Annotated in this window: 21 protein-coding genes; 14 read left to right on the top strand and 7 right to left on the bottom strand. The window is 64.5% G+C overall.

The annotated features are described in order from the left end of the window. Positions 1–41: 41 nt before the first annotated feature. The 6 genes from U8D42_RS22195 (at position 42) to U8D42_RS22170 (ending at position 5,865) form a co-directional block, all read left to right on the top strand. Positions 42–494, top strand: a complete 453-nt coding sequence (locus U8D42_RS22195) for a MaoC family dehydratase (RefSeq protein WP_076221269.1) — start codon at positions 42–44, stop codon at positions 492–494. A gap of 91 nt (positions 495–585) precedes the next feature. Beyond that, complete coding sequence (locus U8D42_RS22190) at positions 586–2,169, top strand: class I adenylate-forming enzyme family protein (RefSeq protein ID WP_322858212.1); 1,584 nt, start codon at positions 586–588, stop codon at positions 2,167–2,169. After that, positions 2,166–2,927: an SDR family NAD(P)-dependent oxidoreductase gene (locus U8D42_RS22185; protein WP_062887744.1), complete on the top strand. Its 762-nt coding sequence runs from the start codon at positions 2,166–2,168 to the stop codon at positions 2,925–2,927. Before U8D42_RS22190 ends, U8D42_RS22185 begins: the two co-directional genes overlap by 4 nt. Before the next feature lie 7 nt (positions 2,928–2,934). Further along, on the top strand, positions 2,935–4,065 hold the full coding sequence (locus tag U8D42_RS22180; protein ID WP_062886285.1) for an acyl-CoA dehydrogenase family protein: 1,131 nt from the start codon (positions 2,935–2,937) through the stop codon (positions 4,063–4,065). Further along, positions 4,062–5,099: an acyl-CoA dehydrogenase gene (locus tag U8D42_RS22175; protein ID WP_322858213.1), complete on the top strand. Its 1,038-nt coding sequence runs from the start codon at positions 4,062–4,064 to the stop codon at positions 5,097–5,099. Before U8D42_RS22180 ends, U8D42_RS22175 begins: the two co-directional genes overlap by 4 nt. A 1-nt stretch (position 5,100) precedes the next feature. Then, positions 5,101–5,865, top strand: coding sequence for an enoyl-CoA hydratase/isomerase family protein (locus tag U8D42_RS22170; protein WP_062886283.1), 765 nt, complete (start codon positions 5,101–5,103; stop codon positions 5,863–5,865). A gap of 284 nt (positions 5,866–6,149) precedes the next feature. On the opposite strand, the gene U8D42_RS22165 is transcribed toward U8D42_RS22170, so the two are convergent. From U8D42_RS22165 to U8D42_RS22140, 6 genes are all read right to left on the bottom strand, one after another. Further along, a complete protein-coding gene (locus U8D42_RS22165; protein WP_348636928.1) occupies positions 6,150–7,172 on the bottom strand; it encodes a PE-PPE domain-containing protein in 1,023 nt (340 codons plus the stop codon). A 256-nt stretch (positions 7,173–7,428) separates the two neighbouring features. After that, on the bottom strand, positions 7,429–8,553 hold the full coding sequence (locus tag U8D42_RS22160; RefSeq protein ID WP_225341985.1) for an acyl-CoA dehydrogenase family protein: 1,125 nt from the start codon (positions 8,551–8,553) through the stop codon (positions 7,429–7,431). Then, positions 8,550–9,800, bottom strand: a complete 1,251-nt coding sequence (locus tag U8D42_RS22155; RefSeq protein WP_322858214.1) for an acyl-CoA dehydrogenase family protein — start codon at positions 9,798–9,800, stop codon at positions 8,550–8,552. Before U8D42_RS22155 ends, U8D42_RS22160 begins: the two co-directional genes overlap by 4 nt. Positions 9,801–9,835: 35 nt before the next feature. After that, complete coding sequence (locus tag U8D42_RS22150; RefSeq protein ID WP_322858215.1) at positions 9,836–10,843, bottom strand: acyl-CoA dehydrogenase family protein; 1,008 nt, start codon at positions 10,841–10,843, stop codon at positions 9,836–9,838. Further along, positions 10,840–12,021, bottom strand: coding sequence for an acyl-CoA dehydrogenase family protein (locus U8D42_RS22145; protein WP_062886281.1), 1,182 nt, complete (start codon positions 12,019–12,021; stop codon positions 10,840–10,842). Before U8D42_RS22145 ends, U8D42_RS22150 begins: the two co-directional genes overlap by 4 nt. After that, positions 12,018–12,824, bottom strand: coding sequence for an enoyl-CoA hydratase/isomerase family protein (locus tag U8D42_RS22140; RefSeq protein WP_062886280.1), 807 nt, complete (start codon positions 12,822–12,824; stop codon positions 12,018–12,020). Before U8D42_RS22140 ends, U8D42_RS22145 begins: the two co-directional genes overlap by 4 nt. A gap of 275 nt (positions 12,825–13,099) precedes the next feature. Between U8D42_RS22140 and U8D42_RS22135 the strand changes: the two genes are divergently transcribed. The 4 genes from U8D42_RS22135 to U8D42_RS22120 all read left to right on the top strand — a co-directional run bounded on the left by U8D42_RS22135 (position 13,100) and on the right by U8D42_RS22120 (position 16,644). Beyond that, positions 13,100–14,272: an amidohydrolase family protein gene (locus U8D42_RS22135; protein WP_062886295.1), complete on the top strand. Its 1,173-nt coding sequence runs from the start codon at positions 13,100–13,102 to the stop codon at positions 14,270–14,272. A gap of 114 nt (positions 14,273–14,386) precedes the next feature. Beyond that, the gene (locus U8D42_RS22130) at positions 14,387–15,082 is read left to right on the top strand and encodes an SDR family oxidoreductase (protein WP_076221255.1); all 696 of its coding nucleotides are present in this window, start codon (positions 14,387–14,389) and stop codon (positions 15,080–15,082) included. Between the two features lie 138 nt (positions 15,083–15,220). Further along, positions 15,221–15,988: a CoA transferase subunit A gene (locus U8D42_RS22125; RefSeq protein WP_322858216.1), complete on the top strand. Its 768-nt coding sequence runs from the start codon at positions 15,221–15,223 to the stop codon at positions 15,986–15,988. After that, a complete protein-coding gene (locus tag U8D42_RS22120) occupies positions 15,985–16,644 on the top strand; it encodes a 3-oxoacid CoA-transferase subunit B (protein ID WP_062886277.1) in 660 nt (219 codons plus the stop codon). Before U8D42_RS22125 ends, U8D42_RS22120 begins: the two co-directional genes overlap by 4 nt. Before the next feature lie 97 nt (positions 16,645–16,741). On the opposite strand, the gene U8D42_RS22115 is transcribed toward U8D42_RS22120, so the two are convergent. Beyond that, a complete protein-coding gene (locus U8D42_RS22115) occupies positions 16,742–17,977 on the bottom strand; it encodes a cytochrome P450 (RefSeq protein ID WP_322858778.1) in 1,236 nt (411 codons plus the stop codon). Between the two features lie 290 nt (positions 17,978–18,267). Between U8D42_RS22115 and U8D42_RS22110 the strand changes: the two genes are divergently transcribed. The 4 genes from U8D42_RS22110 to U8D42_RS22095 all read left to right on the top strand — a co-directional run bounded on the left by U8D42_RS22110 (position 18,268) and on the right by U8D42_RS22095 (position 23,983). Beyond that, positions 18,268–19,725, top strand: a complete 1,458-nt coding sequence (locus tag U8D42_RS22110) for an MmgE/PrpD family protein (RefSeq protein ID WP_322858217.1) — start codon at positions 18,268–18,270, stop codon at positions 19,723–19,725. Positions 19,726–20,003: 278 nt separating this feature from the next. Beyond that, the gene (locus tag U8D42_RS22105; protein WP_225341980.1) at positions 20,004–20,618 is read left to right on the top strand and encodes a DNA-binding protein; all 615 of its coding nucleotides are present in this window, start codon (positions 20,004–20,006) and stop codon (positions 20,616–20,618) included. Positions 20,619–21,014: 396 nt separating this feature from the next. Beyond that, positions 21,015–21,305 (top strand): helix-turn-helix domain-containing protein, encoded by a 291-nt coding sequence (locus tag U8D42_RS22100; RefSeq protein ID WP_076221280.1) that lies wholly within the window; start codon positions 21,015–21,017, stop codon positions 21,303–21,305. 1,292 nt (positions 21,306–22,597) lie between these two features. Continuing rightward, on the top strand, positions 22,598–23,983 hold the full coding sequence (locus U8D42_RS22095; RefSeq protein ID WP_062886273.1) for an AAA family ATPase: 1,386 nt from the start codon (positions 22,598–22,600) through the stop codon (positions 23,981–23,983). Positions 23,984–24,208: the final 225 nt, after the last annotated feature.

The following is a 24,208-nucleotide window of genomic DNA, read 5'->3' as shown; positions in this document are numbered from 1 at the left end:
GCGACATCGGTACCCCACATCAATTCAACGAAGGATGGATCGTGCGAAAGATAGAAGGCCCAGACGAATTGCGCGCACTGGTCGGCCAGGAGATCGGTGTCAGCGGCTGGAAGGCGGTGGATCAGGACCGCATCAACCTGTTCGCCGACGCCACCGACGACCACCAATGGATCCATGTCGACCCTGAGAAGGCCGCCCAGGGGCCCTTCGGGGCGCCGATCGCCCATGGATACCTCACCTTGTCGCTGCTGCCTCCGCTGATGAACGACGTCTTCGAAGTGGCCAACAAGCGCATGGGGATCAACTACGGCCTCAACAAGGTCCGCTTCCCCGCTCCCCTGCCGGTCGATTCCCGGGTGCGTGTTCGGCTCGGTATCGCCGCCGTGGACGACGTGCCGGACGGCGTCCAGGTGGTGTGGCTGGCCACGGTGGAGCGCGAGGGCGGTGACAAACCGGTCTGCGTCGCCGAGTCCATCACCCGCCTCTACTTCTGACGTGGCAGCGACGTTCGCGAACGGGAATGGACTGTGCTCAACGACAATGCTGGTGAGCGCTCAGCGCCGCGGTCGAGGGTGCGACAATGACGTGTCCGCGGACGCATTGATGTGCGCCGGGCACAATTCCGGGGCCGCTGACAGCGCGGAAGATCTTGCCGCCGTGCTACATCGCCGGCTCCGCGCCTACGGGTCGGCGCCCGTCATCGAGTTCGGCGGCACGTGGTTGCGCGGCGACGATTTCACCGGCTCCGTCGACGCCATCGACTCGCTCATCGGCGCGGCCGGCGTCGGCGAGCGCGACGCCATCGGACTGGTGGTCCGCAACCGACCCCACCACGCCGCCGCCATCGTCGGCCTGTTGGCGCGGCGGCGATCGTTTTCCCAGATCTACGCGTTCCAGTCCCCGGCCGCCATCGCTGCGGACATCGAGGCGCTGCGGCCCGGGATCGTCATCGCCGACCGCGACGACTGGACGGCGCCGGTGATCGCGGCCGCGGCGCGGGTCGGTTCGATCGGCATCGCCGTCCAATCGGCAGCGCCACACGTGGCGCTGCTGCCCGAACTGCCCGCCCGTGGCGAGCGCCGATACGCCCAAGCGCCCCAAGAGCCGGCGATCGGCGTGCTGACCAGCGGGACCACCGGCCCCCCCAAGCGCATCCACCTCCCCACCCCGGTATTGCAGCGTGCGGTGCTCAGCGCGACGGCGCTGTCGCCCGGGAATCCCGACGCTGCACCGGAACTCGTGTTCTGGCCGTTCGCCGGGATCGGCGGGATCGCCCAGCTTGTCGGCGCTATACACAGCGGCAAGCGGCTCGTCCTGCTGGAGAAGTTTACGGTCGATGACTGGGTCAGCGCGATCAAGCGGTACCAGATGCCCTACGTCGGTGTGCAGCCCGCCGTGGTGCGGATGGTGCTGGAGGCGAACGTGCCGCGCGGCGACCTGGCGTCGTTGAAGTTTCTGTTCGGTGGGTCGGGCCCGCTGGAGCCCGAGACCCGCCAGTCCTTCGAGAGCACGTACGGGGTTCCGGTCCTGTGGGCCTACGGGGCCACCGAATTCGCCGGCACCGTGGTCGCGTGGACACCGGCGCTCTACGAGGAATTCGGCCAGGTGAAACCGGCAGCGTCGGGCCGGCCCACCGCCGGCACCGAGGTGCGCGTCGTTGACGTTTCCACCGGCGCGCAGCTGCCCGACGGCCAGCAGGGCCTGCTGGAGGCCAGGGTTGGGGTGGTCAGCCCGGACTGGATCCGGACCACCGACCTCGCCTCGATCGACGCCGACGGCTTTGTCACCGTGCACGGCCGCGCCGACGGCGCGATCAACCGCGGTGGTTTCAAGGTCCTGCCCGAGACGGTTGTCAACGCCCTGTTGTGCCATCCCGCCGTCCGGGACGCGGCCGTCGTTGCAGTGCCCGATCCGCGTCTGGGCGAGATTCCCTTCGCCGCCGCAGAACTCCACGCCGGCGCAACGGCCCCCGGCGTCGAGGACCTGAAGGCCTATCTGAGGCAACGGGTTCCCGCACATCACATCCCGGTGGACATTCGGATCGTCGAGCGGCTGCCCCGCACCCCGTCGCTGAAGGTGAGCTTGCGCGACGTCAAAGCCATGTACCGCCCCGACTCCGGCAGCCCGCCGCGGTCAGCGTCACACGCACCTACAGGAGGAAAGACATGACCAATCCCGCACGACTGGCCGGCCGCGTCGCCGTCGTGACCGGCGCCGGCCAGGGACTGGGCCGGGCGATCGCCATCCGCTACGCCGCCGAAGGCGCGCGAGTCGCCGTCGTCGACATCAACGCTGACACCGCGCGCGCTGTCGCCGGGGAGATCACCGCCGCAGGCGGCACCGCGGTCGCAATCGCGTGTGATGTGTCCGATCGCGCGGCGGTCGACGACGCGGCAGCGCGCGCCGCCGCCGACCTGGGCCCCATCAATGTGCTGGTGAGCAATGCAGGCCTGACCCGCCCGGCGATGCTGTGGAAGATGACCGACGAGCAATGGTCAACCGTGCTGAATATCCACCTCAACGGAGCCTTTTACTGGCTGCAGGCGGTGGTGCCCGGAATGCAGGAAGCCAAGAAGGGCTCCATCATCTTCACGACCTCCTCAGCCGGGCTCAACGGCACCATCGGACAGATCAACTACGCGTCGGCCAAGGCGGCACTGCTTGGCATGACGCGCTCGGCCGCCCGCGAACTCGCCAACTACAACATCGTGGTCAACGCCGTCGCCCCGGCCGCGGCCACCCCGATGACCGAAGGGTTGCGCAACAACGACAAGCTCAATGACAACTATTTGCAACGCATTCCGTTGAAGCGGTGGGCCGAACCCGAGGAGATCGCCGGCACCTACGTCTTTCTGGCCTCCGACGAGGCCACCTACATGACCGGACAGGTCTTGGCGATCGACGGCGGACTGGTGATGGTCCGGTGATGACCCGATGAGACTCCAGGCAACCGAACTCAGCACCGACGAACAACGGTTGCGAGACGACGTCCGGGCCTTCCTGGCCGACCGGCTTCCGCCGGGCAGCTATGAGGCCGGCCTAGGGTTCGCGGCCCCCAGCGATCCCGCGTTCTCCCGCGACCTGGGTGCGCAGGGGTGGCTCGGCATGGCGCTGCCGAAGGAGTATGGCGGCGGCGGACGCACCGCCGTGGAACGGCTCATCGTGGTCGAGGAGTTACTGGCCGTCGGAGCGCCGGTGGGATGGCACTGGGTGGCCGACCGCCAATCCGGTCCCAATATCGCCGCGAACGGCACCGAAGAGCAGAAGCAATATTTCCTGCCGCGCATCGCCAGCGGCCAACTGTCGTTCGCGATTGGCATGAGCGAACCCGACGCCGGGTCGGACCTGGCTGCCGTGCGAACAAGGGCGGTCCAGGTCGACGGTGGGTGGCTGCTCAACGGGACCAAGATCTGGACCTCCGGCGCCGCCGAGGCGACCCACCTATTGGGGCTGTTCCGCACCTCCGAGGACCGCTACCGTGGATTGACCCAGTTCATCGTGGACCGCCACGCCGATGGGCTGACCCCGTCGAAGATCACCTTCATCGACGGCACCCGCCACTTCTGCGAGGTCGCGTTCGACGACGTCTTCGTCCCGGACTCCAGGCGCCTGGGCGAGGTGGGTGCCGGCTGGGGACAGAACACCGCCGAACTCGTCCTCGAGCGCGGCGGGGTCGACCGGTGGATGTCGGTGATGCCGGTGCTGGACCACTGGGCCCGCACGCTGCACGGCGCCGCACCCGGTTGGGCGCAGACCGAACTCGGATCCGTCGCAGCGCGTTGCTGGGCGTTCCACGGCCTGTCCCTGTCGATCGCGCGGGCTGTCGACCGCGGTGAATCGCCGACGGTCGAGGCAGCGCTGGCCAAGGAAATGGCCACCCGATTCGAACAGGAGTGCATCGAAATCGTGCTCAGACACTTCGGCCGGACACCGGAACTGACCTCACCGGACCCCTATGAATCCCTGCTCGCCAGAGCAGTGCTGACCGGCCCGTCGTTCACCATCCGCGGCGGCACCACCGAAATCATGCGCAACATCATCGCCAAGGCGCTGATCGCATCATGACCGCACCCCAAGCTGACCCCGAGCTCGTCGGGCTGGTCCGGGACTACTTTTCCCAGACCTTCAGCGCCGATGTCATCGGCGCGGTGGAACGCGACGGCATGATCACCCCGTTGTGGCTGTCGGCAGCCGAACTCGGTTTACCCCTGGTCGGGATCGCCGAGGAGATGGGCGGGTCGGGCGGTTCGTTGCAGGATCTGCTCGCGGTCATGAAGGGCGCGGGCCGTCATGCGGTGCCCCTGCCGCTGGCCGAAACCAGCCTGGCCGGCTGGCTGCTGGCCCGCGCCGGAGCGAAGATACCGGCCGGCCCGCTGACCGTGGTACCTGACTCCAGCGGCTTGTCCCTCGACGGTGGCCAGTTGACCGGCACCGCGGCCCACGTGCCCTGGGTGCGGGGCGCCACCCACGTGGTGGCGGTGCTAGCGACCGGGGTGGTGGTGATTGACGTGGACCGCCTGCAGGTGACTGCGGGGGCGGATCTGTCGGGGATGCCCCGCGACACGATCACGGCGGACGGAACGGATGTCGACGTCTACCCCGCCGAGGTCAGCGCCGACGAGGTGCTGCTGCGCGGCGCGCTACTGCGGTCCGCGCAGATATCCGGCGCCATCACCGGGGCGTTCGAACTGACCACGACCTACGTCGGAAAACGTGAACAGTTCGGCCGCCCGATCGGCAAGTTCCAGTCCGTGCAGGCTCACGTCGTCGAACTGGCGCAGCTGACCGCACTGACAGCGCTTTCGGTCGACCGCGCGGGCGCCGCCGCACTGCACGGCTCGGCTTCTTTCGAGATCGTCGCCGCCAAATCGGCGGCCAGCCGCAACGCCGGGCTGGCGGCGCGGGCCGCGCACCAGGCCCACGGCGCCATCGGCATGACACAGGAGTACGCCCTGCAGCTGCTGACCCGACGCCTACATACCTGGCGCGGCGACTTTGGCGACGAGGCATCGATGAACACAAGGCTCGGTGCGGCGATCGCCCGCGCCGGCAACATCACCACGGCCGTCACGGCCGTCGGATCAACGATCGGAGTATGAAGTGGCGCAGAACATCAAGGTGAGCACCGCCAGCCACGTCAGCATTATCGAAATCACCCGTCCCCCGGCGAACTACTTCGACCGTCAGCTCATCAATGAGATCGTGGACGCCGCCGCCGAAGTGCACGCCCACGGGACGCGCGTCATCGTGCTGTGCTCAGACGGTAAGCACTTCTGCGCCGGGGCGAACTTCGCCCCGGGCGAGATGGGTGAGGACCGGGCCAGGTTCTCAGAACTGCTGTACCGCGAGGCGGTTCGGCTGTTCGACGTACCGGTGCCGATCATCGCCGCGGTTCAGGGTTCCGCTGTCGGGGGCGGTCTTGGTTTGGCGTGTGCGGCCGACTTTCGGGTCGCCGCACCGTCGAGCCGGTTTCACGCCAACTTCTCAAAGCTGGGGTTTCATCACGGATTCGGACTGAGCGTGACCCTGCCCGGCATCGTCGGCCAGCAACACGCTATGGACCTGCTCTACACCAGCCGGCGCATCGACGGTCAACGGGCCTTCGACATCGGGCTGGTCGACCGGCTCGTGCCCGAGGAGGACATCCGGGACGAGGCGCTGATCTGGGCGGTCGAGATCGCTGACGCCGCACCGCTTGCGGTGCAGTCGATCCGGCAGACCCTGCGTGCACCCCTGGTAAGCCAGGTCCGGGCGGTGCTGGACCGTGAGCTAGCCGAACAACGGACGCTGTGGGCCACCGAGGACAGCAAGATCGGGATCGCCGCCAACCTCGCCCGTGAGAGGCCGGTGTTCACCGGGCAATAGCGGCGTGGGACCGCTTACCTTGTCTCACACGGCGTCTCTTGAATCTCCGCTATCGTCCGGCAACGAGCCAATGGTTGGAACGACTGCGATCTTCTGCTCCGCACGCGTCAGCACGACCGGCCATGACCGTTGTTCGACTGTTGTCGGCAGGTCGAATGATAACCATTTGTTGACAAGTGGCGACTTCGCAAGCGCGGCACAACTGTTGTGGTCGCCAGATCTGCCGGCCGAATGGGCGGTGTGCGCGTACCTAACACCGCTGCTGGGTGCGCCCACGACTCGCGTCAGAAGATGTTGCCGGAATACAGTTGTAGAGAGTCGAATACGCTCTCGAACAGTCCGCTACTGAAAACTCCGTGATCGATTGCACCAATCCACGCGTCGAAGTTATTGATGTTGTCGGAGATGTCGACATAGGTGAGCTCGCCATCGGTCGAGGTGGTCGCGTCAGCGATTTGCGTCGGTGTCAACCCCAGGTATTCCACGTGCTGGACGACGATGGCGAGCAACGAGTCCAGCAGGCCTCCGGCCGTGAAGTCCGGTTGGAAGTCAGCGATCCCATCGCCGGCCAGCGTGTAGATCGTCGCCGGGTAAAGATCATCCGGCGTCACGTTGCCCAGGACGCCGTCAATGCCGAGATCGGTGAGAAGAGTGTTCGTCAGACTCGAGCCGAATATCGTGTCCAGGTCTGGGACCAGATTGGGCCAAATCCCGCCCGCGAGGGAGGGGTCGCCGATGAACACGAAGTGCAGGTCGGCGCTGGGGATGCCGTCTGCTTGGAGTTGTGTCATGGCGATCGACTCGGCGGTGGCGCTTTGGGAGTATCCGAAGATCGTCAGCGGGTCCTGAGCGCTGAAAGCGCCCGGATCCTCGTGGAATTCGTTTTCCACAGCTAGCGTGACGTCGTCGGCAGCCGTGAGGCTGCTCGGGCCCTGTTGAATCAGTTCAGGCGTCGTCAGCACCTGCAGCGGCGCGCTGCACGGGTCGGTCCCGACCATGTCGCAGACCGAAGAGTAGGTCGCGCCATCGTCGAAACCCAGCGGGTGCAGATACAGATCCTCGGCGGCCTGCGCGAAAGCGGTCGACGGCGTCGGCTCGGTGGTTCCGCCGAGAATGATGGCTGTGTCGCTCCCAGCAAGAGGGTCGTCCGCGGACAGCAGAGTCACCTCGGCGTGGGCGGTTGGGCCGATCGAGGCGCTCGCCACGCCGACGATCATGGCAACGGCGATAACGCTCGCGGACTTCGACGCCAACTCGACGACGGACTTACGGATCAGCTTCTGATCGTCGGTCAGCGCAAAGGTCATTCCGGGCATGGCTGTGCCTCTAGCTCGTGACGTTGGCATCGGGACCGCGACCACGACAGGTAATCGTCGGTGCGGGCGCTGAAGCATCCCCGAATGTTTCGCGCACCAACGGATTCCGCAACCTCTCACGTTGACTCATCCATGATGCACGCGTCATCCTTCGTCGCTGCCCCATGTTTAAGAGTGCCCGCGTACGGCGCGCATACCGGGCCGCGGATGCATCGCTGAATGGCTCGGCCGTGAGTGACCCGCGGATTCAGATGCCGAAGGCATGTAGAACGCGTTCGTGGTAGACGGCGGGGCCGCCGAAGCACAGTTGGGATGCTTTGGCCCGCCGAAAGTACAAGTGCGCGGGGTGTTCCCAGGTGAATCCGATCCCGCCGTGGACCTGGATGTTTTCTGAGGCCACGAACATCAGTGCCTCCGAGCACACCGAATGCGCGACCGCGGCAGCAATTGCCAAAGGCGGTGCGTCCGGGGCACCATCGGCGGCGTCGGCCGCCTCGGCTGCGGCAGCGTCGGCCAGTGAGACCCTGGCCAGCATGTCGGCGCACTTGTGTTTGACGGCCTGAAAGCTGCCGATCGGGCGGCCGAACTGGGTGCGCTCCCGGGCGTAGTTGGTGGCTGCCTCCAGGCAGGCGCGGGCGGCGCCGCACTGCTCGGCGGCCAACGCAGTCGTGGCCAAATCGAGCACCCGCTCGACCACAGACGCAGCTTGACCGGGTTCGCCCACCAGTACCGCCGGGGTGTGATCGAACGAGAGCGCCGCCTGGTGGCGTGTCATGTCCAGCGTGGTCATTGGCGTCCTGGTCAAATTTGCCGCCTCGGCCTCGACGGCGAACAGGCTCGGGCCGGTCTCGGTGGCGGCCACCACCAGGATCAGGTCGGCGCTCGCACCGTCGACGACGAATATCTTGTTGCCTCGGAGCGTCCAGCGGTTCTCGGCGAGGACGGCCCGGGTGTTGAGCGCGTCGGTCCGCCAGAGTCCGTCGCTTTCGGCTACCGCGAGGGTCGCGGTGATCTCCCCCGCAGCGATCTGTGGCAGGTACGTCGCGCACGCGCCGGCGTCCCCGGCGGCGAGCAACGCCGAGCCCGCCAGCACCACGGTCGAGAAGAATGGGGAGGGTAGAAGGGCCCGCCCCATTTCCTCGAGCACCACCCGAAGCTCACGGAACCCGTACCCGTCACCGCCGTACTCGACCGGCAGGGCCATTGACTGCACACCGAGCTGGCTGGTCAGCAGCGACCACACCAAGGGATCCCAGCCCCGGGCTGACTCCATTGCCGACCGCAGCTGGTGGTCGGTGGATTTGGTGGCGAGGAAGTCGCGGACGCTGCTGCGTAGCTCGGCGAGGTCGTCCTGGCTGATGGTGTCGGTCATCGCGGGTTGTCCTTGCCCGGCGCGGGTTCCTTGGGTAGGCCCAGTACCCGCTCGCCGAGGATGTTCTTCATGATTTCCTCGGTGCCACCGAGGATCCGCAGGGCCGGCACCGACAACAGCAGCTCCGACCAGGCGTAGGTGCCCCACTCGCCGATGTCCGCGCTGATTTTGGGGCCGAGCACCTCAGCGGCGAAATGCGCTGCCCGCGTGAGATTCTGGGCGAACATCAGCTTGGAGACCGATCCCTCGGGGCCGGGATCCTGGCCGGCTTGAAGCCTCCGCAACGCCTGGTGGTTGAGGTACTGGCTGGCGGTCAGATCGGCGAGTAGCTTGGCGAGTTCGCGTCGCAGTGCACCGTCATCGAGGCGGCCGTTGACGTCCATCAGTTTGGTCAGAAAGGGTGGTGAGAGGGCTCGGGTCACCGAGTCGGAGCCCTCACCGCCAACGGTGGCGCGTTCGTTCATCAGGGTGGTCAGCGCGACGCGCCATCCGCCGTGCACCTCGCCGAGGCGGTGATCGTCGGGGACCCGCACGTCGGTGAGGAAGACCTCGTTGAAGTCTGCGCCGCCGGTCATCTGCCGCAGTGGCCGCACCTCGATACCGGGTGCGGACATGTCCACCAGAAACGCGGTGATCCCCTTGTGCTTGGGCGCTTCAGAATCGGTGCGGCACAACGCCATCCCGATCTGCGCGTGCTGGGCGATCGACGTCCAGACTTTTTGACCGTTGAGGACCCATTCCTCACCGTCGGGGACCGCTTTGGTCTGGACGCTAGCCAGGTCGGATCCCGCGGCGGGTTCGCTGAACAGTTGACATGCGATGACCTCGCCGGAGTACATGGCCGGCAGGTAGCGGTCCTTGATGTGGTCGCGGGCGTGCGCCAGGATCGTCGGACCGATCATGCCCAGACCGATGACCGCGAGCACCCCGGTGTCGGGGACGTCGTACTCCGCTTCGATGCCGTCGTAGACCAGATCGTGGACGGCGGTCAACCCCGCGCCGCCATATTCGCGGGGGCCTGTGATCCAGCCGAATCCGGCGTCGTAGCGCTGGCGCTGCCAGGCGCGGGCCGCCGCCACGTTGGCGTGATCGATCTCGGGCGGGTCGCTGCTGAAGTATGCGATCCGGTCAGGTCCGGAACCCCATTCCACCGTTGCAACTTCGTCAGGACGGCGTTGGGCGCTGCTCTGCAGGAACTGTCGCGCCGCCTCGGCGAACGAAGCCAGATCCGCTGCGGCATTCGGCACCGTCGCCCCTCCCGACTTTGGGGTCGTTGATGCGGTCATAACAACTCGAACGCCGAATCGGTCTCCTGGCCGTCGAGCACCGCACTGCCGATCACTTCGGTCAGCGCCTGGTGTCCCCCGAGCAGCGCATCCAGCGCCGCGGCCCGTTCCACGTAGCGGTGGATGTCGCTTTCCCTGGTCAGGCCGATCGCGCCGAACACCTGAACGGCGTGGCGCATCAGGACGGCCTGGGCCTGACCGGCGCGGGCTTTGGCGACGATCGCCGCCCACGGGTCGCCGTCGCTGCCGGCGACCGCGTAGGCGTTGTCGAGTACCGACCGAGCGCCGGCCATGGCGACGTACGCTTCGGCGAGGCGGTGGCGGACCGCTTGAAACGAGCCGATAGGCCTGCCGAACTGGACCCGCGCGATCGCGTGCGCGAGCACCAATTCCAGCGCGGCCTCACACACTCCGAGGATCTCGGCCGCGAGCGCACGCCGTCCTGCCGCCACGGCACGATCCCAGGTCTTTCCGGCTGGGACCGCGCCGGTGCCCGCCGGGTACGACCCGGCCACCGTCCGCCAGTCCAGGTCGCTGTCAAAGCCCCGGATCGGGCTCTGCGACACCGTGAATTCGTCGGTTCGCACCACAAGGTACGCGACCGCGCCGCCGTCGAGTGTCACCGGGATCACGGCGTCCTGTGCATCGCCGAGGGGACCCAGGACCAACCCGCGCAGCGGCTCGTCGCGGGACAAACTGACCAACCCATCCACCGGATGCGGATAGATGACGGCCCGATGCTGGCCACCGGCCACCGCAGCTGGCATCTCGGTGAGCACCACGTCGTCGAGCGCGCGCGAGGTGGCCAGTGCCCGACCGTGTTCGCCGAACAGCGTCATGAGTGCAAAGGCGGGGTCCTCGGCCAGAACGTCGGCCCACCCCAAATTCGCCAGCAACGGTGCCAAGTCCTGCCCGGCGCGGCGCCGACTGAACATCTCACGCAGGGATTTGGTGATCTCGGCTCGGGTCGCAGCGTCGAAACCCGTTTCCGTGTTTACGTTCACGCGGTGGTCTCCTTGGGCAGTCCCAGCACCCGGTCGGCGATGATGCCGCGCTGCACCTCCGCGGAGCCACCCATGATCGTCGAGGCCCTGCTGTACCACCAGTCGTCACGCCAATGCGCGGCTGCAGGTTCGTCTCCGAACAGGAACTCGCAAGGCATCAGGTCGCGGGCCAGGTCGTGTAGCGCGGTCTCCGCGGTCGCCAACAGAATCTTGTCGACGCTGGCCTCGGGCCCCACGGCTTCACCTGCGGCAAGCCGGCGCACGGTTTGCGCGCTGCGCGCTTTGAGGGTGACGATGTCGGCGTAACACTGGCCGAGCCGGCGTACACCGCCGTCGGGCAGTTCGGCCAGGGTGTCCCGCAGGTCCCGCAGCTTGCGTGCAGCGACCGTCGCGCTCAGCCACGCGTACATCGCCCGCTCGAACTGCAACAAGAACATCGCGACCTGCCAACCCTGCCCCTCGGCCCCGACCAGCCGTGACGCGGGCACCACGACGTCGTCGAAGAACACCTCCGACAACTCGTTTTGGCCGCTGGCCAACGTGATCGGGCGGATGGAAATCCCCGGGGTATCGGTGTCGATCATGATCATCGTCAGCCCGCGGTGGCGACTCTCCAGGGTGCCGGTCCGCAGCAGAGCGATCAGGCGGCGGGCCGTAACCCCGTGGCTGGTCCAGATCTTCTGGCCGGACACGACGTAGGTGTCACCGTCTCGACGCGCGCGGCAGCGCAGTCCGGCGAGGTCACTGCCGGCGTCGGGCTCGGAGAACGACTGCGACCACCACTCCTCGCCTGCCAGGTAGGCCCGCAGGTATTCGGCCGCCAAGTCGGGGGCGAAATGCAACACAGCCGGCCCCAGCACCTCGAGCAGCATCTGTTGCTCGGGCACGTCGACTCCGGCGGCGCTGAGTTCGTCGTAGAGCACGGCGCGGTGTCGCTCGTCGCCACCGAAACCGCCGGCCGCCTGCGGCCAGCCGTACCTGCTCCAGCCACTGGCAAAGAGCTGCGCCATCAGCGCCGCGTGCTCGGCCATGTGATCTTCGGTCGTGGGATAGTGGGTGCCGCGCCACCGCTGCAGTGCCGGCTCGCCGCGGACGTAGCTGCGCACCGCCTGCCGGTAGGCCCACAGGTCGTCGGTGAAGATCTGCTGCTCGGTAACACTCGGCGAACCGGTCGTCATGAGGGCGACTCTGCTTTGGCTGCCCTGGCTTTCGCGCGCTCCAAGAAGTTGGTGATCAGCGCCTGATGTTCCACGGTTTCGAAGGAGTCGAACTCCTCGGACAGCGCGTACTCCAGCACACCCGCGACGGCGCGCTTGATGTGCATGTTCAACGCCCGCTTGGTGCTCTGCACGGCTTGGGGCGGCAGAGTGGCGATCCGCTGTGCGACCGCCAGCGCCTCCTCCAACAGGTCAGTATCAGGCACCACTCGGTTGGCCAGACCGAGCGCCACCGCCTGCTCGGCGGGTATCCGCTCGCTGGTGAGCAGATACTCCTTGGCGCGCAGCATGCTCATCAGCAACGGCCACGTCGGCGCTCCGCCATCGGCGGCGGTCAGACCGACACTGACATGCGGGTCGGAAATATAGGCACTTTCCGCGATGAGCACGATGTCGCTGAGCACCGCCAGATTGCAGCCCAATCCGACCGCCGGACCATTGACCGCGGCCACCACCGGCAACGGAAAGTCAACCATCTCCGTCAGCAGACGCCGGGCACCGTCGATCTCGCGGCGGCGCCGCGGCCGGTCACCCCATAACTCCACGAAATGCTCGAAGTCTCCGCCGGCACTGAAGGCGCGACCCGCCCCGGTCAGCACGACCGCACGGGCTTCGCCGTCTTGGGCAAGGTGACCCCACACCGACTGCAAAGCGCTGTGCAGCGCCTCGTTTGTGGCGTTTAACGCCTCCGGCCGGTTCAAGGTGACGACACGGACCGCGCCGCGCGACTCGATCAGCAACTCGGGCTCGAAAGGATTCTGCATTGACTCCCCATCACTCGCGCATCGCGCACCCCGGCACAGCATCTGGCGGCGCCTCTCCCGCATCGTAACCCATTCGTTGACGAGTTTGTCAACCAGTGTTGGCACCTCTGCCGCCACCTTGAATCTGGTCGCTGTAATGCCAGCTCACTGCCCTAGATCAGCTTCTTGACGGTTTTGTCAATTCGCTCTACCCTCAGCCAGACAACGTCTAACTCGAGGTGGAATCAAGCGTGGACAACTTCCCCAACGCCCCAATTTTCGATGCCGATCAGCACATGTACGAGACACCCGACGCGCTGACCAAGCACCTGCCCGAACGGTTCCGCAAGGCGGTGCAGTTCGTCCAGATCGGGCGGCACACCCGAATCTCCATCTTGGACAAGATCACCGACTTCATCCCCAACCCCACCTTTGACCGCGTCGCGGCCCCCGGAGCCCATGAGAAGTTTTACGCCGGAAACAACCCCGAGGGACTGAGCCTGCGGGAGATGACCGGAGAACCGATCGACTCGATCCCGGCCTTCCGCAACCCCGCCGCCCGGATCGACATGATGAACGCCCACGGCGTGGACGAAGCACTGGTCTACCCGACGCTGGCTAACCTCGTCGAGCACTCGGCCGCCGAGGACCCCGAACTCGTCGTCGCGATCATCCACGCCCTCAACCAGTGGATGCTCGAAACCTGGGGCTACACCTACGACAACCGGCTCTACATGACCCCGGTCATCACCGCAGCCCTCGTCGACGACGCGCGGCGCGAGCTGGCGTACGTCCTGGAAAACGGGGCCAAAGCGGTGCTGATGAAACCAGCACCAGTGAAGGGCTACCGAGGTTGGCGCTCGCCGGCTCTCCCCGAATTCGACCCGTTCTGGAGCGACGTCGAGCAAGCAGGCATACCCGTGGTGCTGCACGCAAGCCAACCCCCACTGGACAGCTACATCAAGCGGTGGGAACCGGCAGGCTCGGGCAGCTTCTTCGAAATGGGCGCCTTCCGCTGGATAGTGCTGGGCCACCGCGAAATCGCCGACATGCTGACCAGTCTCATCTGCCACGGCACCTTGACCCGCTTCCCGAAACTGCGGATCGCCAGCGTCGAGAACGGCAGCGCATGGATCCGCCAGCTGTTCGAGGACTTCGAGAGCATGTACGCCAAGATGCCCCAAGCCTTCGAAGAACACCCCCTGGAGGTGTTCCGCCGCAACATCTGGGTCAGTCCCTTCTGGGAAGGCTCCGTTGAAGACGTCGTCACCCGCGTCGGCTGGGACAGAGTGCTCTTTGGCTCCGATTACCCCCACCCCGAAGGGCTCGCCGAACCCAAGGACTACTACAGATACGCCGAAGGCATGGACGAACAGCGCACCCGAGACTTCATGGGAGACAATGCACGCCGACTCCTCGGCATCCCCATCCGCAACCCGCAACCCACCCGCACCCTCACAACCGCCTGATGTAAGTGGGCAAGTCGGTCGCCTCCTACAAGGGCTGGAACCTGCACGGGCCAATCTCCAATCCTTGTCGTGATTGACCCTCAACGGCAGCAACCCAGAAACGGAGACGTCACAGTGAAGCAGGTACTCGTTATCGGCGCGGCGGGAGATGTCGGACGGGGGGTGGCGGGCGCACTCGCGGCGACCGGCTGGCAAGTACTCGGCGCCGGACGTTCAGCGGAAAAGCTCCGCGACCTTAGTGACGAGGTCCGCCGACTGACTCCGGATGCTCAACTGACCACCCTTGTTGGCGATTTGGCGACCGAAACTAGTACCCGAGGCCTAGCCGACGACGCCCGCGCCGACCAACTCGACGCCGTGGTGACCACGATCGGCGCACCGTGGCCGGCGAGACCCCTCGCACAGTGCACCTTCGACGACATCGCTGAGTACTTTGATCGCTACTTGCGGTTACATTTCAATGCCGCGAAAGTGTTCCTGCCGCTGCTGAAGTCGAATGCGGTGTACCTGGCGGTCGGTGGAGGAATGGCCGATGCCGTGTTTCCCAATTTGGTGCCGCTATCGATGACCCAGGCGGCCCAACGATCCCTGATACGAGGCTTCGCCAAGGAATCCCGCGGATCCGGCGTGCATATCCGGGAGCTGATGATCGCCTCCCACGTCAACGGCCGATCGACGCGCGACGTCGCCGAGCCAGACTGGCTGACCGATCAGGAAATCGGATCCCGCGCGTTGGAAATCGTCTCTGACATCGATGCGTTTCCCGGAACAATCGTCACCATCTCCCCGCAAAATCGTGTGGCTCCCTAAGGAAAATCAGCTACACGCGCAACGCCAATGACCCGGTTGTCGAAATCGTTCCGCGACCCCACAGGAGCGGCGATCAGCGCGGGATTCACCGCTTAACCGATTCGACGAGTGGACTCGATGCGCGCGAAAGGGATTCTCATGAGATCGAAGGTGTACAGCTCGGCCGCCGAGGCCGTCGTGGACATCACCGACGGTGCCACCCTGGCCGTCGGAGGATTCGGCCTGTGCGGCATCCCAGACCGGCTGATCGAGGCGATCGCGCAGTCCTCCGCGACCAACCTCGAGGTCTTCTCCAACAACTGCGGGGTCGACGGTGTTGGGCTGGGCGTCCTGCTCTGCCTCGGCCGGATCCGACGCGTCACCGCCTCCTACGTTGGCGAGAACAAAGAGTTCGCCCGCCAATACCTCGCCGGCGAACTCGAAGTCGAATTGACCCCGCAGGGCACCCTGGCCGAACGCCTGCGAGCCGGTGGTGCGGGCATCCCCGCGTTCTTCACGCCGGCAGGTGTGGGCAGCCCCGTATCCGACGGCGGGCTCCCCTGGCGCTACGCCGAGGACGGATCGGTCGCGGTCGCCTCACCCCCCAAGGAGGTTCGCGAGTTCGCCGGCAAGCGCTATGTCCTGGAGGAGTCGATCAACGCCGACTTCGCGCTCGTGCACGCCCTGCGCGGTGACACCGACGGCAACCTCGTCTTCAACAAGACGGCGATGAACTTCAACCCACTGGCCGCGATGGCCGGACGCATCACCATCGCCCAAGTCGAAGAGCTGGTGGCACCAGGTGAGATCGACCCGGCCGCAGTGCATCTGGCCGGCGTCTTCGTCCAGCGCATCGTGCACACCGGACCACAGCACAAGAAGATCGAGAAACGCACCGTGCGCGGGCCGAAAGGACCGGCCCAATGACCGACTCGACCCCCACCGGGTGGAACCGCAACGAGATGGCCGCCCGCGCCGCGGCGGAAATGGTCGACGGCGAGTACGTCAACCTCGGTATCGGTCTACCCACGCTCATTCCAGGCCACCTCAGCGGCGACGTCAACGTCACCCTGCACTCCGAGAACGGCATCCTGGGGACCGGCCCGTATCCAGAACAGGACGACGTCGACCCCGATCTGATCAACGCGGGCAAAGAGACCGTGACGGTCAATCCCGGTGCAGCGTATTTCGATTCAGCGCTCTCATTCGGGATGATCCGCGGCGGCCACATCGACACCGCGGTGCTCGGCGGCATGCAAGTGTCCAAAAACGGCGACCTGGCCAACTGGATGGTGCCCGGCAAGATGGTCAAAGGCATGGGCGGGGCGATGGACCTGGTTCACGGTGCAGCCCGGGTCATCGTCGTCATGGAGCACACCGACCGAGCGGGCAACCCGAAAATCGTCGAGACCTGCACCCTGCCGCTCACCGGTCAAGGCGTCGTCAATCGCATCATCACCAACCTCTGCGTCATCGACGTACCCGGCGACGGCACCCTGGTGCTGCGCGAACTGGCGCCCGGCGTCACCGAGACCGACGTCATCGCCGCAACCGGCGCCGACCTCGTCATCGACATCACCTAACGCGCCGCTGTCAAATCAGCCGAGACGCTCAACGACATCCGCAACGCCTGCGTCTGGGCGACCTGGGGCCACCCGGGCAAAGGCATTGCGGTCAAGCCTAGTTCGTGTCACCAACGCGCGGCCCCGGCGTGAACCTCACCGGCAGCTCCCGAACGGCGAAAACCTCCCCTGCGTCCTCAAACATCTTCGCCTCGCCCGCCAGTTCGAAGTCAGGCAACCGCTGCAGCACCTGCGTCGTCATGACTTCGAACATCATCTTGGCGTAGTGCGAGCCCAAACACCGGTGCATACCCACCCCGAACGCCATGTGCTTCTTGGCATTCGGCCGGGACAGGTCCAGGTCATCGGGGTTGGCGAACATCACCGGGTCCCGGTTGGCGGCCGCCCACATCAGGATCGCACGATCACCCTGGCATAGCGGCTGGCCGAAGAACTCGGCATCACGGGAGACCGTGCGCGCCAGGCCCAGAGTCGGCGTGTACAACCGCAGTAGCTCGTCGACGGATTTCTTCACCAGGTCCGGGTCGGCGATGAACTGCTGCCGCAATTCGGTGTCCGTGCACAGCCGCAACAGCACGTTGCCGGTGAAGCCGCTGGTGGTATCCATGCCGCCCAACATCATCAGCACCGTGTACATGGTGACCTGGGTATCGTCGAGCGGCTTGCCATCGACGGTGCCACGCAGGATGTCGCTGAACAGGTCGTCACCAAGGCCCTCGGCGCGCCGTTGCTCCATGTGAGTGACGATCTCGCCGAACATCTCCATGCCAGCCACCCCGGCCTTCTCCGGGTCATGGGCGCGATCATGCACCATCGAGTGCACCCAACGCACCCACTGCGAGTGCCGCGATTCGTCAAACTTCAACAGTCGCAGGATCAGTCGCGCCGGCAGCGGCGTCGTCAACTCACCGACGAGATCGGCGTGGCCACGCTCGATGAAGGCGTCTATCGCCTCATTGGTCATCTCGATGGCAGCGTCGCGGAACCGCTCGGCGGACCCCGGAGAAAACCTTTTGAGAGTAACGTCGCGCAGCTTCTGCGTTTCCGGGGGGTCAGACTCGATCGGCAGGATCGGAAGGGGTAACTCGCTAGCAGGCACTGCGATCGAGGGGTAGGAATTGAACAGATCGTCGTTTCTGGCGGCCTCGAAAACCGAGGCATAGTCCACCAGCGCCCAGAAACCCTCATAGTGGTAGGAATGCGCGACCGTGCAACCCGACTCGCGCATTTCGCGAAACCTGCCGTGCGGATCCTCGCGAAACCCGGGCGAGTGGTGATCAAGGTCCACCTCGGCGCGCCAGCGTGGCTCGGACTCGGCTTTCGTGTCGGTCATCGGCATGAGTCCCATCGTTGGGCGATCTGCAAACGTCTGGCGGCACCGTCTCGCTGCATGCTAGCTTACCTCTTGACAGTTTTGTCAACTCCCTAAAGTGGCGTCCGACCGGCTGCGAAAAATATCGCATCGTTGCAGCTGATCGACGCTAGCGATGCTTGTTGACGTGGTTGTCAAATGGTTTTCGGGGGCACGCCTGCGGACGTCTATATTCAGGTGACCGCAGCTCACACAGTTGAGCCATACCACCCGCGATTGCTTTAAAAGCCAACAAGAGGAGCTGGGACATCGTGGCCGATGAAAGCACCGCTACAGCTCAGCTCATCGATCTGATTCACGACGTTCATTTCAATGATTTACCGGCCCAGGTTGTCCACGACACCAAGCGTCTTATTGCCGACACGGTGGGGTGCGCCCTCGGCGCTCGCCAGCACGCGGCGGCGCAGATGGCCGTGGAGGTTGCGGCTGAGATGGGCGGCCCGGGCGTGGGTGGCCCAGCCACGGTGGTAGGCACCAGGGTGACGGCTGCTCCCGCCGTGGCTGCCGCGGCCAATATGTATCTGGGGAACTACCTCGACGCCGATGACACCTACCTGAGTTTCAGCCACCCGGGGGTGGCGGCTGTCTTCCCTGGCCTGGCATTCGCGGAAAGCTCGGAATTATCGGGTGAAGCGCTGATCGCGGCAGTAGCCCTTGGATATGAAGTCGGTTGCCGGGTCGGCGGAGCGTTAGAGTTCATGCGTGTGACAGCAACTGGTGACATCGAGGCGGTACCGGGATGTCTGGGCTGGTACGGCTTCATCGTCGCCGGCGCGGTCGGCAAGCTGTTGGACTTCGCACCCGCCCAATACAACAACGCCTTCGGACTCGCGGGCTGGACAGCGCCGATCGAGACCGGACAATTCTTCGCGCCAGTCCTGCGACCCGGCAAGCACATGCTGAAGTACTCGCCCGTCAGCTCGATGGGCATCAACGGAGTGATGGCCGCGCAGCTCGCGCGCAAAGGTTTCGTAGGCGAACAGAACATCTTTGACGCCCCGGAAGAATTCTGGCGCGCGTTCGGGACCGTGGGCCTCAACCGGCAGCGCCTGCTCGACGGACTCGGGGAGACATGGCAGGTGTCACGAACCTCATTCAAACCCTACTCGGCATGCCGCTACGGCCATCCCGCAATATCCTTGTTCACCAGACTTATTCAGCGTCACGACCTCAAGCCCGACGATATCGATCGGGTAGTCGTTCGCACCTTCGAACGCGGCGTGGACTGGCTCGGACCCACCTACGCCCCCCAGACACCGTCGGATGTACAGTTCAGCATCCCGATGGCGCTGGGCGCTGCCGCTCACGGGTCCGACCTCGGGCCCTCCTGGCAGGACAACGAGAGCATCCACGACCCGCGATACCTCGCGTTCGCACGCAAGGTCGTCGTCGAAGGCCACCCCGACAGTGGCAAAGCCATCTTCGAGCAGATGCTGGCCGCAGGCCGCTTCACTCGCATCCCCAACGAGGTCGAGATCAGCGCCCGCGGAGAGCAATTCAGCGAAAGCTGCGAGTACGTATGGGGCGACCCGTGGTCGAACGACACCAGGATGACCGATGACCAGGTCAAGGACAAGTACCGCATCTACGCAGAAGCAGCCCTCTCGGCCGCCCAGGTCGAACAGTCACTCGACGTGTTGTTCACCCTCGAGGGCGTCACCAACGTAGCGAAGGAACTGGCGCCGCTGCTGCAGCAGGAGATCGCGTAAGCCCAACAAGCTAACCACTTTGGCGTTTTTGTCCGGCCACCTGACCGCTGGTAGAGACAACTGTCTAGTCCGTCGACTCCTTCGCGCCGGCTTTTCACAGTCTTTCGTTGCTTGCACAGCAACTGCCGATCGCACCGATAATGCGTGCTTCTGCCGGGATCGCCTCACTCCAGTTAACTTCCGAAGAACCGGTAGGGTCTGCTCGATCGAGCGGCTGACTGTGGGCCACTAGCCGCCGCGACCTGTAAAGCCACCTGTCAGGCATAGGCTTGCGACCGTTGACCCTGAGCGTTGGAAATCATATGTCGGCTGACGAACTTGATGCACTGCTGCGGGACCGCTTGGATCTGAGTCGAGCGGAGTTCATTTCGGCGCTTAAGACCCTGCCGCCCCGTGACCAAGCACACGCCACGTTGAACGCCGATGAGGCGAAGCTGCTCGACCGCGTGGGCTTCGTGGCCGTTCCCGGGGCATACGCCGAATCCGTAGCCGCACTGGTTGCCGATACCGCGCGGCTCATCGACACCTCTTACTCAGACGCCGAGGTCGCGGTGGGCCTTGGCGTCAGCGAATCCGTGGTTCGCCAAAGGCGCCGTGAGCGGACATTGTGGGCAATCGAGGTAGACGGCTTGTGGCTCTATCCAACTGCGCAGTTCATCCTCGTTGACGTCGAGGGAGGCTCGGCGTTGACACTGGTCCCCCACCTCGACCGGGTACTAGCGGTGCTGCCTCCCGATTTGCAGCCGACGGCCGTCGCGGGCTTCCTGATGACTCCCATGGACGCCTTACTCATCTCAGGACGTGGAACCACGGTCTTGGACTGGCTCATTAACGGCGGCGCGGTTGAGCCGGTGTTTGAGCTCATCGAGATCAGCTGGTGGGCGGCCAGCTAGGACCGGTCCTCGTCTGCAGCTGCAGCCGCAGCTAAAGCGTCTACTTCCGTTACGCGCACGGCGAACGTTGCGGGCCGCTAGGCCCGCGCACCGAGCCCCGGGCGGACCGATACCCGCTTGGGTTGCTGAATCGTGGAGCCCGGGTCCGCGATCGCTCCGCTGTCGGTCCAACTCCTTGCGGTCGCATGCGCTCCCGGTGCGTATGCTGGGGCGGTGATGTCACAATACCGCGACATCCCTGTGGAAAGCTGTTGCGGGAGCGCATCTTTCCCACACCGAGAGATCCGCGTAGCCGGAGGTGTTTCCCCGATGGCCGCATGCATCGACGTTCTGACCTCATGATTTTTCACTACTAGTAGCGATGACTATTTTGCTGTGGCCGTGAGTACTTGTTGAGTGCCCACCCGTCCGAGCCAAACTGACCCCGCCAAGGCGGAAAATTGGGCTCGCCACAGGGCCTTGGTCGGCGCGAAAATCCATGCCCTCCGGCACGAACGCGGCCTCACGCTAGAAGAGCTCGCCCATAGTTCCGGCGTGAGCCTAAATGTGATCCTCCATGTCGAGCACGGCCGCCGCGGCCTTCTGTTCGAGCGGCTGTACGACATCGCCAAAGCGCTAGGCGTCGAAGCCCGTGAGCTACTGCCGCCAGAAGAACCGACCCGTCCTCGGCGGCAGCGCAAGCAATAACTCCTCTTGCAAAATCAAAGGGCTGGTCGAGGCTGAAGAATTCGAATTATTCAGCAGGGACCAGACCTTCTAAAGGCAAGCTAGTGGATGAGCGGGGCGTTAAATCCTGACGACGTGCGTTTCCGAACTTTGGTAGGAAGTGATAATCCAACGTTATTAGAACCCAGAAATTTGCTGATAGTGCGAGCGGTCGGTCAATTTAAACCATCTATACCACCGAAACAATACGCATTTATTGGTCGGATTATAAATGCGGTTATCAATCTGCTTTCGGACTCGTTGTTCACTCGTTTAAAAACAAAATGTTCCATCACGGGTAACCCTCGCGGCTTCCGTACCACCGTCGTCCCGCTGCGCACCGCATACCGGTTCACATCGATCTTCGCTGCGTCTGAGGCCCTGGGCCGGCTGAACTACCACTCAACTAGGTTTAGATTGCATTTTGTAATCACTACTAGTAGTAATAAGTCATCCATCACACATAACAGTTGGAGTTGAGGTGCCTAAGAAGGACAAAGCATCATTACCAGCCATCAATCAATCGTCTTGCTCTCCGGTTGTCGCGTTCTTCGCTCACCGCTTGCAAGAGCTCACCGCGCGCCACCGTGTTCAGCGGGTCGATAAAAGGACAAAGCCCAGAAAACTTACCCCTCTCACTGTTCATCAGCTGCTCGCACAGCAGTCTCCTGCAATTGCGCCGTCACGGACTCAGATTTACCGCTTATACCGAGCCGAAGCTGCGCCCACTATCGTGATGGTCGATCAGCTAGCCCGTTTGTTTGGCGTCTCGCCGCGGTCTTTCCTGCCTGAGAAGGCAACCCGGCCTCCGTGCGATCACCCCGTTCGGTCGTGAGCGGTCCTCGACCAAGCCGGAAAGCCGCGCCGGCGTATAACTCAGCGCCGCGGCAAGTCGCTGCGCTGGCGCCCGGAGTAGGCGGCTGTTGGCTCGTTGAGACTCAAGGCAGCACCCATGTATGGGATCTCGACGCGATGACCTACACGCGTTCGCCTGGTCCCCGCAGTCGTTCGGGATCATTCGATTACGACAACCAACCCATGCCGATTACCTGTGTCGAGCGTTGGCCGCAGGTCGGATCCACCTCACTGGTCTACCTTGTCGATCCCCACGAACCCGACCGGACAGAGCACTGGCGGCTCTCCTCCCAGATCGTGTCTATCAGCGAGATCGCCTGCCCGCCAAACTCGTAACCCCGATTACCGGATGATGTGTTAGCCAGTGCCCTGCGGGTCTGGCCGCATCGCGAAACCGATCCCACGATCTTTAGGAGCACATGAACTCCCGGAACTATGACCCGCGGGCCGTAGATACATCGGTTGACTTGCCAGAGCGGCGCCGGCCTGTCACCGATGTGGCCGAATGGCTACGTGGTCTCGATCCTGGCGTTGGTCAGGCACTGCATGCCCTCGGGGAGTTGTTGATCGGGGTCGGTGACCATGCCGAAACTACCGAGACAGCAGAAGAATTCGCACTGCGCTGCTTGTGTGTCATCGACGGCGGCCAGTTGCTCGATGAACAAAGCGCGCTTAACGCGGTATCACGGCTAACGACCGCGTTGGTGTTAGCGCAATGGATCGAGGACCACGGGTCATCCTGCGAGATCGGCTCTGGTGAACACACACAGCCACCATCGTGGACCCAGACGAAGGTCGGTGGGCGAATCTACCGCCACCCTCAATGCCTCCAGGTTCACTTCCCCGCTGGAACAATCGCTGCGATCGGATGCGTCATTGGGATCGAAACGCGCGACAGTGTTTTGCGAGCACCAGAAGTCAGCGTGTGCACGCTGCAGCGAGATCAAGCCGCTGCCCGCGAGATTCTGGACCGGCTGACCGCTCGCGCCGCGGACTTCAACCCCTTTCGTGGTCGAGCAATCCGTGCGACCGCGGTCAAGGGCCTCAACTTCACGGTGATTGACCTGCCCGCCCTGGCAACCCGCGATCATGTGATCGTGCCAGAAACGGTCTGGACTGAAATCGATTTGGCGATCGCAGCAGTACGAGATCGCCACGAGCTCCTCAACGCCAGCGGCCTGGGGGCACGGCGCGGTGTCCTGCTGTGCGGCCCACCCGGCACTGGCAAGTCCGCGGTCAGCGCGGTAGTGGCGAAGGAAGTCGTCGGCGAGTTCACGGTCATCTACGTCGAGGCCAAGGCCGGCGTTCAACTGCTGACCGCCGTTGTCGAAGAAGCCCAACAACTCGGCGGCCCGGTACTGCTCATTCTCGAGGATGTCGATCTCTGGTGCCGAGACCGCGCGTCCGGTCCCGGCGCCGGACTGTCAGAATTACTCGGCGCCATGGATATTCGGCCCGAGTCACGAATCCTCACCCTCGCTTCTACTAACGACGCCGCAACCTTAGACAAAGCCGCGATACGAACCGGCCGCTTCGACTCTGTCATCGAGATCGGCTACCCCGACCGCAGCGCCTCCGCTCGCATCCTGACCGCGCTGCTCCGCGTTCTCCCCGGCGGCGGGGCCGTCGACAGCGGCACAGTTGCGGCCGCGCTACCCCAACACACCAGCGGAAGCGACATCCGCGAGCTTGTACGTCGGGCCGTACTCACCGGCGTTGAGCGACATGTCAGTACTGAGGCACTCCTCGCTGAAGTCGGACGCGGCCGCTACCGGGCTGAAACCCCGACTGGCACATACCTCTAACCAAAACCCGCGCGATACTGCACATTGAAGCGGCTGGACTAATTCACTACTAGTAGTATATTGGCTTTGAGCCTCGGGAGTGGCTTGACCAAAGAGCCGGCTCGACGGGTAATGGCCGGTCGCGCTGGAAGCGGAGCATGCCGCAAAAGAGTCGCCCCGACTTGCCCTCCCGGGGCTCACCGAAAGCCTGAGAACACTTCTGGGGCTGAACTTGAGCGGTGCGCG

The organism is Mycobacterium europaeum (genome assembly GCF_034555895.2).
GTDB classification, from domain to species: Bacteria; Actinomycetota; Actinomycetes; order Mycobacteriales; family Mycobacteriaceae; genus Mycobacterium; species Mycobacterium europaeum.
Note: the sequence above shows the minus strand (reverse complement) of the source record. Positions and strands in the feature narration are given on the sequence as shown.